Source organism: Spirosoma jeollabukense, from assembly GCF_054777855.1.
The window spans coordinates 1619873-1633493 of the sequence record NZ_BAAHAD010000001.1; the positions used below are offsets into that span (position 1 = coordinate 1619873).

At 50.1% G+C, this 13621-nt stretch carries 6 protein-coding genes; 1 reads left to right on the forward strand and 5 read right to left on the reverse strand.

Features of this window, described 5'->3' with window-relative positions; all coding sequences use genetic code 11:
- Positions 1-34: 34 nt before the first annotated feature.
- The 3 genes from ACYVEA_RS06615 to ACYVEA_RS06625 all read right to left on the reverse strand — a co-directional run bounded on the left by ACYVEA_RS06615 (position 35) and on the right by ACYVEA_RS06625 (position 5088).
- Positions 35-565, reverse strand: a complete 531-nt coding sequence (locus ACYVEA_RS06615; protein ID WP_461112572.1) for a hypothetical protein — start codon at positions 563-565, stop codon at positions 35-37.
- 106 nt (positions 566-671) lie between these two features.
- Entirely contained in the window at positions 672-2072 is a 1401-nt protein-coding gene (locus ACYVEA_RS06620; RefSeq protein ID WP_461112573.1) for a RagB/SusD family nutrient uptake outer membrane protein, read from the reverse strand.
- Between the two features lie 67 nt (positions 2073-2139).
- A complete protein-coding gene (locus tag ACYVEA_RS06625) occupies positions 2140-5088 on the reverse strand; it encodes a SusC/RagA family TonB-linked outer membrane protein (protein ID WP_461112575.1) in 2949 nt (982 codons plus the stop codon).
- A gap of 971 nt (positions 5089-6059) precedes the next feature.
- On the opposite strand from ACYVEA_RS06625, the gene ACYVEA_RS06630 reads away from it, so the two are divergent.
- On the forward strand, positions 6060-9278 hold the full coding sequence (locus tag ACYVEA_RS06630) for a WD40/YVTN/BNR-like repeat-containing protein (protein WP_461112576.1): 3219 nt from the start codon (positions 6060-6062) through the stop codon (positions 9276-9278).
- Positions 9279-9411: 133 nt separating this feature from the next.
- Here the strand turns inward: ACYVEA_RS06630 and ACYVEA_RS06635 are convergent, their stop codons facing one another.
- On the reverse strand, positions 9412-12408 hold the full coding sequence (locus tag ACYVEA_RS06635; RefSeq protein WP_461112577.1) for a WD40/YVTN/BNR-like repeat-containing protein: 2997 nt from the start codon (positions 12406-12408) through the stop codon (positions 9412-9414).
- A 15-nt stretch (positions 12409-12423) separates the two neighbouring features.
- A complete protein-coding gene (locus tag ACYVEA_RS06640) occupies positions 12424-13491 on the reverse strand; it encodes a PepSY-associated TM helix domain-containing protein (protein ID WP_461112578.1) in 1068 nt (355 codons plus the stop codon).
- Positions 13492-13621 lie beyond the last annotated feature (130 nt).

Consider the following 13621-nt stretch of genomic DNA (forward strand, 5'->3'; position numbering starts at 1 on the left):
CAGACGCTGACAAGTGGAAATCCAGTACATGAAATTATGATTCCGGCGGGAGAAGGGGCGGAGCCAGAGCGATACGTATTAGCGGAAGGTTAGTGAAATCGTAACCAACGCGGGCCATACACAAACAAGCCGGCTTTGCCTGCCAATGGGTGAGTTCCTGATAGTAGAGCGGCTTTAAGAAAATGAACTGCTCATCCGAGCCACCTGCTTCGGCAGTAGACCCGACTACCCACGTCATTAACTTTTCGAGTTGCCTGTTCAGGCGGGTTTCTTCTTTATCCCACAGGCATTTATACCAGATACTATCGCCTTTCACGGTTGCTTCGATGAGGTCATACATCTGGCCTTTATACTCAAATTCCCAATCGTGTTCCCAGTGAAGTTGCTTTTTACTATCTGAAACAGAAAATTTCAGCAGCACAAGTTCATTGGTATCGATGCCCCTACGAAGCTGCTCGGTAACCTCCTCTTTTACCTCTTTTTTTTGGGATTGCAGAATCGTATACGTCCCCCAGAAAGGAACGCCAAGCGAAAACAACAGCAATATGACAATCAGGATTTTCAAACAGAGAAACCGTATACCTTCGCCCAGTCAACGCCAGGTGGCATTTCCTGGGCGAAGGCACGTTGAAATGAGTGTCTACAGGCAGTATCTGGGCAAAATAGCTCCCCTATTTGTACCCATCGTTCTGAACCAGTTTCTTGTTCGAGTCGATGTCAGCCAGGGGAATTGGGAAAATTTGCCGACCGGCATTGCTCAACGTAACGGGTGGCCCGTTTTTGCGGCTTACCTGCACCAGTTTCGTCAATGCCTGGTTCGTGCGAACGAGGTCGAAGAAGCGGTGACCTTCAAATGCCAGTTCCAGTTTACGTTCCTGCCAGATGGCTTCCAGCGTTGGCTGCACGCCCGTAAGGGTCAGACTTTCTACGCCCGCCCGGTTTCTGATTTTATTCAGGTCAGCTAAGGCACCCGTCAGATCACCGGTTTGAGCACGCGCTTCGGCCCGGTTTAGATAGATTTCCGCAATACGAATAATATGGGCATTGTCAATATTACCCGCCTTCTGGTATTTTGTTGAATAATATACATTTACTGTGTTGTCGCGGGCTACCATCTTGCCCCGCACATCCTTTGGGTTGGCGATCAACTCCTGATAAAAGCTCTCGTGAATAGCAATGTCACCCCGACCGCCCAGACTCGACGGGAAATACCAGTTGCGCATGCCACTCTGGTCGGTACTACCAAAGTTCAGCTCGAAGACGGATTCCGCTGTGAACTTCCCTGAGAAGATACTTTCGTAGGACGTTTGCAGTACGTATTTCGGGTCGGCAATCACTTCATTTGCGTATTGCAACACCTTGGTAGGTTGTTTAAGGTACAGATAAAGCCGTGATAGCAAGGCTTTGGCCGTGCCTTTAACCGCCTGTGCCCGTGTGGTGATATCCGACGCGTAGGCCTCCGGCAGCAATTCGAGTGATTTTACAAGATCGCTTTCCACGTGATCGTAAGAGGCTTTTAATGTAGGCCGACTTGGATACAAGGTTTCATCAACAGTTTTTGAGGGCGTCAGAACAATGGGAATTCCCAACGTACCTACTACGTCTGGCACGCCTGCATATACCCGAGTCAGGTCGAAATAAACCAGCCCTCTCAGGAAGTACGCCTGGCCCAGTAATGCATTCTTTTCGGCAGTGGTCAGGTCTGCCAGGTTTGGCACATTAGCGATCAGCGTATTGGCGATGTTGATGGCCCGATAGCCGCGCGTCCAGAGTGCCGCGTTCTCCCGATTGGCAGGTGCGGTTACGTAGGTATCCATTTCCCGGTAAAAATCCCAGGTGCCCACACTCTGCGAGATGTCGGATGCTACGTCGCCCATCAGTTGAAAATTACGCCCATAATAGTTGCCGTCCTGAAGCTGGTTATACAAGCCCGCCAGAGCCGCATTAGCGCCTTTTTTATTCGTCACGGCAATTGATTCGGCTACTTCGGCCTGTGGCAACTGATCGAGTACGTTGCAGGCAGAAAACACACTGACCAGCCCCGCCAGTAAAAGAGTATTAATAGGTTTCATGATACAAAGTCGGTTAGTGAACGGCCTCTTTTTCAGGTCATTCATAAAAAAATAGCGTCAGTTGGCGTTAGAAACTAACATTGAGTCCAGCCATGTATACCTTAGGTTGTGGCATCGTAAAGAACTCGATTCCCTGGGTCAGGTTGGTCGATGCGGTGCCGGTCATTTCAGGGTCCAGGCCGGTGTATTTCGTGAACGTCAGCACATTCTGACCTGAGACGTAGATCCGCAAATTCGACAGATGGAGTTTATCCAGCAGCGGTTTCGGCAGCGTGTACCCCAGCGAAATATTCTTCAACCGCATGTATGAACCATCTTCCAGAAACCGCGATGGACGGAGGTTACCCGCGTAGTTTTCAGCGGTCATTTTGGGGATCATTGTCTGATCGCCCGACTTCTGCCAACGGTCGAGCTGGCTGGTCATGAAGTTCGTGTTTCGTGTTCCGCCGTGCTCACCAAAGAATCGGTTCCAGTGCAGTTGTTTGTTGCCCGACGAATACTGGAAGAAAAACATCAGGTCGAAGCCTTTGAAATTCAATGTATTCGTGATGCCGCCGAAGAATTTAGGGTTAGCGTTGCCCACAATTTTCCGGTCAACGTTCGCGTCAAACTTACCATCGCCGTTTACATCTGTCCAAATAGGCGCGCCCGTTTCCGGATTTACACCCGTTTGCTCATGCAGATAAAACGAGTACATCGAATAGCCTTCCTCGTAGCGGTAGATGTCCCGATTGTAGACCGTAAATGGGGCCGCCAGTTTGGTTAGTTTGTTCGTGTTGGTGGCAATGTTGAAGTTGACATTCCAGCCAATTTTTTGGTTGTCGCCTTTCAAAATATCGGCGTTGATACCCAGTTCAAACCCTTTGTTCTGAACGGCTCCGTAGTTCTGCACTAAGGTATTAAACCCGGACGTACGGGGCACTGGAACGGCCAGCAACAGATCAGTTGTGTTTTTAACGTAGTAATCGGCGGTAATTTTCACCCGATTCTTGATGATGCCCAGGTCTAAACCAACGTTGGTTTGGGTCGTTGTTTCCCATTTCAGATCCTGATTGGCCAGTTGGATAGGCGCCGTACCCGGTAGATCGACATAGGCTGATGAGCCAGACGGCGCACCCAGATCGTCCAGATTACCGCCCCATAAGCCAATCGACTGGAAGTTGGTGATACCGCTCTGATTCCCCGTAAGCCCGTAACTCCCCCGAATTTTAAGCACGTTCAGAAACGACAGGTCCTTCATGAATGACTCTTCGGAGATAAGCCAGCCTAACGCCACCGATGGGAACGTACCCCAGCGATTGTCGCGGCCAAAGCGGGAGGATCCATCACGCCGGACATTGACCGTTGCCAGATACCGGCTTTTGTAATCGTAAACGATACGTCCAAACAGCGAAGAAATGCCCCAGCTAGTGCCCTCGGACGTACCCCGTTGCACAGCTGCCGAGATAATCCGGGTGAAGTCGTTGCTCGGAAACTGCTCGCCAGTGGCCGTAGTCCGATCAAAGGTCGATTCCTGCATAGACGTCCCAACCAGTGCATTGATGGAATGATCGCCGAACGAGCGCTGGTAGGTCAATACGTTCTCCTGAATCCAGTTATTGTCCCGCGAGTTAAGCGACTGGCCGAACCCGTTCCGGGAAGCGCCGTTATTCAGAAATGTATTGTCGTATAAATCCTCCTGAATGTTCGAGTAATCAAGACTAAAGGTGCTCCGTAGATTCAGGCCGGGTAGAATATCATATTGAGCGTATACGTTGGCCAGAAACCGATTCGTATTCATCTTGATATTGTTGTTCTCAACGGCGGCAATTGGATTCTCGAACGTACCAAATTTAGTGTAAGAACCGTCGGCCTGGTAGAAAGGCAGATTCGGTGGCAGGAAAAACGCACCCGACAGCGCACCGGAAATATTATCGTCGCTCCGGATAAGATTGCGCGTGCTTCGGGCAAACAGAACGCTCGTTCCTACCTTGACCTTGTCAATCGGGGTAAAATCAAGATTGACACGCCCGCTAGTTCGTTTGAAGTCCGATCCTTTCACCACCGCTTCCTGAAAGAAATTATTGGCCGACACCAGATACTGGACTTTCTCGCTGCCCCCGGCAATTGACAGGTCATAGTTGCGGAGTGCGCCATCCTGAAAGATGCGCTCGCTCCAATTGCTGTTTGTCGTACCAGCCGGATTCGCATAAGTAGGTTTTTGCCCGTTGTTTACGTTCGCTTCGTTAATGAGCGTTTCGAACGTAGGCCCGTCAACAACAGCGGGTTTACGCCAGAGTTGTTGCGTGCCCTGATATGTACCAAAACTGATTTTCGCTTTTTTGTTGGCACCCCGTTTGGTCGTAATCAGTACAACACCATTGGCTGCCCGGGCACCATAAATAGCCGTTGCCGAGGCATCCTTGAGGATTTCCATCGAGGCAATATCGGCCGGGTTAATATCCGCGATCGGGTTTGTCGTACTACCGCCCAGCCCAATACCAGACAGGTTGTTCGATTGAATTGGAATACCATCTACTACGTACAAAGGGTCGCTGGAGCCGTTGATGGATGTTGTCCCCCGGACGCGTACCTGCATCCCGCCACCGGGCGTACCGGAGTTGGCGCTCACCTGAACACCGGCCGCCCGCCCTTGCAGGAGTTGGTCGCTACTGGGCGCCGGGATATTCTCAATGGATTTGCCACTCACTGAGGCAATCGAGCCCGTTAGCGTTTTCTGCGCTTGGGTGCCATAGCCGGTGATAATCACTTCCGACAGTTGCTTGGTGTCGGGCAACAGTTTGATCGTCACTTTGCTGAGGTTGCCAATAACTACTTCCTGCGCCTGAAATCCGATCGATGAGAAGAGTAGCGTTCCCCCCTGATTTGGAACGGCCAGCTTGAACGCCCCGTTGGCGTCGGTGGTTACGCCCGTACTTGTCCCTTTCAAAACCACGTTTACGCCTGGCAAGTCGGTGCCGTCTTCGCTGTTGGTTACGTTGCCAGTAAGCGTACGCGTCTGACCAAACAGGGACATGGTTGATAGGCACAATAAGAAAATGAGTAGAGATGTTTGTCTCATCATGTAGACTGCTGCCATAAGGCGATTTTTAGATTAAAACTAGATTAAAAAAGGTGATATAAGCCGACGATTTTCAGTCCACACTAGTTCCAGTTTGGAATTTGTCTAAAAAAGAATGAACGTACTATTAACACGTAGCATTGAGGATGGTACAAAACCATATTGCCGTATTCTTGGATAAGAATAGACATAAAATAAGAAAATACTATTTTATGAGTAGACAAAATAGTATTTTGCCAAATGCGGGATGTCAACGGATTTTCGCTTGCTAATGTAGGGACTTGCCGTAGGGAACGCAAATTTTATCCTACAAAATCACTTAGCCTTTTTTAGAAATACCGGTCGTATTTTTCGTCAATTATACGGCTGGCAACTGAACTAATTAATGCTGGAGTACCTGCTATTTGTCATTATTTTAGAACTATTTTTTTGATATATATAATTTTTATTATTAATTAATTTTAGCGTAAGATTAATTAGTAATTAAAATTGGGTTTACTGAAAATAGTAGTGAATATTTGAATCGGGTTTGCAGAAGGTATAGATTGACGTATCAGTATAAGTGGATTTTTTGAACCCATTTCCCCAAAAAAGAACCATAATGACCGTTTCCAGTCAAGCGGAGTCAGGCATGGCGTTTCACCTATCCAAACCTGGCTTGTGTGCACTATGCACAAGTAGTTAACGTACGACTATACCAGCGCCGACAGAAATTCTGTACTCCCGGAGGTGATGTTGTGCCTGGTATGTTCGGAAACGGGAATACATTTTTTTCTTGTACCATAAGCCAAACTACGCAGACCTGTACATGAACTCTCCTTAATAATTCCTCAACAGGAAGTTCTCCACTACTCCAGGTATCCGAGAATTTAATTGCTGACCAAGTCCCTTGCCCTGCCGCAGGGAAATTTCTTAACCCAATCTCTATGTCTCATTACTTTACTTCCTTTGCCGGAGCTATGGTAGCGGCCCTACTGCTTACCGATCCTGCACTGGCTCAACGAAAACCTAAATCGACGGCTGCGCCTGTTCAGGCCTCCTCCGACAGCCTCTTTAATGGCTTGAAATGGCGTAATATTGGGCCGTTTCGAGGTGGGCGCTCGCTGGCAGCAGCGGGTCATTCCGACCAGCCACTTACGTACTACTTTGGCGCGACGGGTGGTGGCGTATGGAAAACTACCGACGGCGGTGCCAACTGGAACAGCATCTCAGATAGTACGTTTAAATCCAGTTCGGTAGGCGCTATTGCCGTTGCCCAGTCTGACCCAAACATCATTTATGTGGGTATGGGTGAACCGGATATCCGTAGCAACATCGCCAACGGTGACGGAATCTATAAGTCAACGGATGCCGGAAAAACCTGGAAACACGTGGGGCTGAAGCTGGCCGATGCCGTGAGTAACATTGAAATACACCCTAAAAATCCTGATATAGCCTATGTCGGTGCGCTGGGAAACCCATTTGCACCGAACAAGGAACGAGGGGTTTTTCGGACTATGGACGGAGGCAAAACCTGGAAACACATTCTCGCCAAAGGCGACAGTATAGGCGCGGCCTGCATTGAACTTGACCCCAATAATCCGTCGATTCTATACGCGTCCATGTGGAAGGCGTACCGCAACAGCTACATGATGAGCAGCGGTGGAACGGGCGGTGGCTTGTATAAATCAACCGATGGGGGCGATACGTGGACCAGCCTGCATGATAAGCCAGGTATGCCGAAAGGCTTGCTGGGTAAGATTGGCATTACGGTTTCGCCGGTTAACTCCAATCGCCTGTATGCCATGATTGAAAATGCGAAAGGTGGTTTGTATCGCTCCGATGATGCGGGCGAGAACTGGCAATTGATCAATGAAGACAAAAACCTGTGGCAGCGTCCCTGGTACTACATGATGCTGGCCGCCGATCCGCAGAATGAGAATGGCCTCATTATTCTGAACGTGAATGCGCTGAAGTCGTATGATGGTGGCAAGACATTCAAGACTATAGAGGTTCACCACGGCGATACGCACGATATCTGGTGGAATCCAAAAAATGCCCAGAACTTCATTATCGCCGATGATGGTGGTGCCGAAGTGACCTACAATGGCGGTGCTACGTTCTCGGACATCGACATTCCTACGTCGCAGTTTTACCATGTCTCGCTCGATAATGATTTCCCGTATAATTTGTACGGCGCTCAGCAGGATAACTCGGCCATTCGCATTGCCAGCCGGACAACGGAATTCTCCATCGGGCCAAGTGCCTGGTATACAGTGGCGGGTGGCGAGTCGGGTTACATTACACCGGACCCTAACAACTCACAAATCACGTTTGGTGGTAGCTACGATGGGCTGATTACCCGCTACGACAAGGATACGGACCAGAACCAGCGAATTAACGTGTACCCCGATTATAGCATGGGAGCGCCTTCTTCCGACCGGAAGTATCGCTTTCAATGGACGTTCCCCATTGTGTTCTCTCCGCACGACAGCAAAGCCCTCTATGTTACGTCGCAGTATGTGCACCGGAGTATGGATTATGGGCATTCGTGGGAAGATCTCAGCCCCGACTTAACCCGCAACGACCCCAAAACGCAGGGTGATACGGGTGGCCCGATCACAAAAGACAATACGGGTGCCGAGACGTTTCCAACGATATTTACCTTCGCCGAATCACCGGTGGAAAAGGACGTGTTCTGGGCGGGTTCCGATGATGGCCTGATGCACATCAGCCGTGATGGTGCCAAAAGCTGGCAGAAAATCACGCCCCCAACGTCCATGCTGCCGGAGTGGGCCATCATGAGCATGGTGCACCCATCCGATCATGTGAAAGGCAAGGCGTACCTAGCGGCTAAACGATATATGTCGGGTGACCGCAAACCGTATATGTTCAAAACGACCGACTATGGTAAAACCTGGACATCAATTTCGGCGGGTATTCCTGCCGATGACTATTGCCATGTCGTCCGGGAAGACCCGAACAAAGCTGGCTTGTTGTATGCCGGTACCGAACGCGGTATTTATGTGTCCTTCAACGACGGCGCATCCTGGCAGAAACTGAGTTTGAATTTGCCGGTTACGCCAGTCCGCGACTTGCAGGTTCACAAACGCGATAAGGATCTGGTCATTGCTACACACGGCCGCGCGTTCTGGGTTATGGATGACGTAACGCCGTTGCACGAAATTGCGGATCAGCAGCCCGCACTCATTAAAAAAACGGCCCATTTATATAAACCCCGCCCGGCTTATCGCATGGAAGGCGGTGCGGGCGGTGGCCGGGGTGGCCCAATTCTGGACGAAGGTGAAAATGCTCCGAATGGCGTCATCGTTCGGTATTACCTGAAAAAGGCACCGACAAAAGAATTGAAGTTGCTGTTTATGACCAGCACGAACGATACGATCATCACGTATTCGAGCACGAAAGACAAAAAAGGACAGCCGCTGAAAATCGCGAAGGAGTTTTACAACGATCCAACCATGACGCGTCCCGGAACGGCTCCGGCAGTGGCGGGCATGAACGCTTTTGTGTGGGACATGCGCTACCCGGACGTAACGGCCGTCGATGGCATCAACGTCATGTGGACGGGTCGGGGCATTGGCGCCAAGGCCGTGCCGGGCAAATACAAAGTTCGGCTGCTGCTGGGCGACTCGCTGGTGGCTGAGCAACCCGTTGAAATTCTGAAAGATCCGCGTCTGAAACTTACCGATGCTGATTATAAGGAACAGTTCGATCTGTTAATGAAGATCAACAATAAGTTGTCGGAGACGCACAAGTCGATCAACAAACTTCGCCAGATTCGGAACCAGATCAGCAGCTACATGAAAGAGGTGAAAGACACTGTAACGATCGCTAAGTTCAAGAAAGTGACGCAACCTATTCTGGACAAACTGGATAAGCTGGAATCAACCATGATGCAGCCCAAGTCGAAAGCAGGTCAGGATGCATTAGCGTACCCAATCCGGTTGAACGATAAAATGTCGGGGGTTAGCTCAGTGGTATCTTCGGCTGATACGAAGCCTACCAAGTCGTCTTATGTCGTGTATGAAACGCTGGAAAAGCAGGTTAATACATCAATCGGTCAATTGAAGGAAGTTATCGAGCGAGAGGTGCCTGAATTCAACAGGCTTGTAACCGAGCAACATATTCCGGCAATTATCCCGTAAACAAACATTTTCGACGTCAATCTACGTTGCATGAGGTAGTTTAAACCGCTGACCAGCGGTTTAAACTACCTTTTTTGTTGTACTGAGTACCCGGGCGGCCGATGCTTCAACATCGTAGATGGCCAGTTTGATACTACTTGTTATTTTTAAGAAGCGTCCACTGAGCTAACATTTTTTTCAAGGTAGTCTGCGCTTCGTTGGCAGCCGCTATCGCTTGCGTGGTCGGTGGCATGTCGGCATCCTGAAGCACGCCAAAAATAGAGTTGAACGCCCGATTCAAACTTGTTAAACTGGTTTTGAGGGCATCGAGACTTTTTTTCTGCGTGTCAGAAGCAGCAGAGGTTTGTATTTTCTGCATGTCGCCCAATAATCCAATTATCTGTTTCCGGCCTTCGTAGGCAGCTACCGACAGATCATGTTGCTGCTTCAATACAACCGGGCTGGCCTTACTACGCGGGTCCATTGTTATGGTAAGCGGTTGGGTATACACTTTGCCATTGACTGTCAGTTTAACTGTATAGGTTCCGGGTAACACCCAGGGCGATGTAGGATCGGGAGCCGTCTGATGATACGTAGCCGCAATTGGATACGAAGGGGGCATATCCAGCGGGGTATAATGCATATCCCATTGGAAGCGGTGGGCACCCGCCTTGCCCGATAAAATTTGCTGCGGCCGAATCCAGTACGACGGCAGATTCACATCCGGTACGTTGTAGGGCTTTTCATCACTGCGGTATTTACGAATTATGTTACCGCCTGCATTCAGGATGTCCAGCGTAACAACCGAGTTAGCCTCTGTAGCGAGGTAGTAATTAATGATCGCCCCATCTGGCGGGTTTTGCCCAGCCGGTTCTTCCTGCGGTAGTGGTGTATCGGTGTTCATGTTCCACCGAACGCGGTAAGCCCGTTGAGGTTTATAAAGAATAGCCGCATTTTTTGTCAGATCGGTAGTCAACTGGCGCAACGGGCTAATATCGTCCAGAATCCAGAACGACCGGCCGTGAGTACCAATGACGAGATCATTGTCTTTTATGACCAGATCGCGAATTGACGTAGCGGGCATGTTCAGCCGGAGCGACTGCCAATGATCGCCATCATCAAACGAGACGTAAACCGCGGTTTCTGACCCGGCAAACAGCAAGCCTTTACGGACAGGGTCTTCGCGAACGGTATTAATTGGATCGTTGGGTAAACCGGCTACGATCTCCTGCCAGGTTTTACCCCCATCGTGTGTCCGATAGATATGCGGACGCATGTCATCACACCGGATGCGATTCACGGCGGCATAAGCGGTATTTACATCAAAATGCCCAGCCTCCATAATTGACACTTTACTCCAGGAACCAACACCGGGCGGGGTAACATTCGTCCAGGTTTTACCCCCGTCGCGGGTGACCTGAATATAGCCATCGTCAGTGCCGATCCAAATCATATTCACATCCTTGAACGACGGGGCTATGGTATAAATAACGCCCCGTTGAGGCATAGTTTTCATAGCCTCGGTTCTATAGTCCCCCACGCTTTCGGGAATGTCAGGATAGGTCTCGCGGGTGAGATCGGGACTGATTACCTGCCAGGCGTTTCCACCATTCTGCGTTTTAAACAGTACGTTGCCTGCGAAATAAAGCGTTTTGGGATCAATGGGCGAAAACAGAACCGGGGCGGTCCGCACAAATCGGTACTTACCACTACGTACCGCTTCGGGCGCGATGTTCTGCACCTGGCCGGTTCGTTTGTCGAATCTGGTGATTTTTCCCCCATAAATAATATTGGGGTCGAGTGGGTCGGCGGCTACGTAGCCATATTCTTCGACGCCCACCGGATGCCACTCCCGAAAGGTAATCTGTCCATCGTTGCCCCGGCTGGCAATGCCAACCGATCCGCTTTCCTGCTGGCCACCAAGCACGTTATAGGGGAAACTGTTATCGGTGCTCACGTGGTAAAACTGCGCCGTTGCCTGGTTGTACCACGAGCTAAATGTTTGGCCGCCATTTACTGTAATGATCCCTCCCTGATCGCCAGCCAGCAGCATCGTGTTAGGGTCGTTCGGATTGATCCAGAGCCGGTGATAGTCATCGCCACCTGGTGCGCCCCGAAAATCATTCCAGGTTTTGCCCCCATCTTCAGATTTCCACGCAGCTACATCGGCAATGAATAGAATATCGGGGTTGGTAGGATGCGCTTTTACTTCGGCGAAATCGCTGCCACGGCCCCATAATCGCGGATCTTTATTGAAGCGTGTCCAGGTTTCGCCTGCATCGTCCGATCGATAGACCCCGCCAAGTTCGGGCGCATCGACGGTAGCGTAGAGCCGATTGGGGGCGCTGGGCGCGATACAAAAGCCGATGCGCCCCAGTCCCTGCTCAATCGTGGGCAGGCCTTTGGTAAGTTTTTGCCAGCTTGTGCCACCATCCGTTGATTTATATAGACCGCTTTCCTTTCCCTGCCAGGCACCATTTTCCCACGGACCTTCCTGGGCTGTCCAGAGATCAGCGTAAACAATCGCCGGATTTTTTGGGTCGATGGTTACCTGAATGGCTCCCGTATCCTGGTCTTTGTACAGTACTTTTTCCCATGTTTTACCGCCATCCGTGGTACGGTAGACACCCCGTTCGGTATTCGGACCATAGGGATGCCCCAATACAGCGGCAAAAACACGGTTTTCATTGGTGGGATCTATGGATATACCGCCAATTTGCTGACCATCGCTTAAGCCCAGGTGCGTCCAGGTTTTGCCCGCATCGGTCGATTTGTACATCCCATTGCCCACCGATAAATCCGGGCGATGGAGCCCTTCGCCACTCGCTACGTAAACAACATTGGGGTTTGAGGGTGCCACCGCAACGTCACCAATGGAACCGGTGGATTGATCATCGAAAATGGGAATCCAGGTACGTCCATAATCCGTCGTTTTCCAGACACCCCCATTATTGACACCGATATAAAAAACATTTGGTTGTTGCGGCACGCCCGCTGCCCCAACCGTACGGCCACCCCGATGCGGCCCAATCATCCGCCACTTCATAGCATTAAATAGATTAGGCGCGAAGGGTTGTGCCTGAAGGTCAGCCAGCGAAACGAATAGAATAAGCGACCCCAACAGACGCTTTGTGCCCAGAGAAATACCCATTAGAAAGTGGTGCGGTTAGTTCCGCTTTAGAAACCAGATGATCAGGCCCGTAACTGTTACGACGGCTGTCGCCAGCGCCAGAAGAATATAGATTATCTGAGTAATCCAGCCACCGTAGCGGCCGAAATGCAGTTCTTCGAAAATGTGTTCGGCGATGTATTCCAGGTCGGCATCCCGTGCGTTGAAGCCGCTCATGTATTGACCGGTTCGAGCATCCATCGTAGCCGACACATTGTACTTACCCAGCATCCGGATACTACCCGGCATATTCCCGCGAATGACTAACGTAGTGTCGCCTGGTTTAGGAAAATCAATTTGCTCGGGCTGAAAACCGGCGATAGAAGCCTTAGCAGCCGCTAGCGAAGCATCAACCTGAAAATTGGTCGGCGTTACCAACGTGGACTGGGATCGGTTCTGAAGCGCCCCGTCGCCAAATTTTCGTTCGATCTGTTCCCAGTGAAAGAAAATACCCGTAGCGCTCATCATCAGCATAAAAAGCAGAGCGACGACACCCAGCCATTTATGAATATCGGCATACACGATACGCGCCGATTTATTCCACCGAACACCAATTTTGAAAACGCTCAGTAGCGACCGTCGGTAATACCAGGTTCCCGTCAGCGCTGACGCCAGCAAACAAATACCCGCCAGCCCCATGACGAAGCCACCCACGGGTTCCAGCAACAAATTTTCGTGCAGTTCCCGCGCCCTCCGGACCAGCGTAGCATCGGCATTTCGTGCACTGACAACCGCACCGGTGTATGGATTCAGCACAACCCATTGCCAAATACCCTGATCGATCAAATCCACTTGGGTACCACTTGTTTTATCCGTACCGGCTACCTGAAGATTGAGCAGTTGAGCCGAGGGATACTGCTGATTCACTTTTGTCAGTAACTGGTCATAGGATAGGCGTTTGCCAACGGCTTCAACCTTAGCCGGATTTTGATTCAGTAACTTATCGACCTGTTTGTCAACGACTAGAATAGAGCCGGTAATCGTAATTATTAGAATAAATACCCCCCCAATTAACCCCGAAATTCGGTGCAGGCTGTAAACGGTTTTGTCGGAAAGCGAAAGCATAAAAAGAAGAAGTAACTATAGATAAAGCGCTTTTAACGATAATAAACCAGTAACACAGCTGTAAATACCGTTAAATAGCTAAAGTAAATGGGAATTAACGCTCGTCAAATTTACTTCAAAAAATTCCACT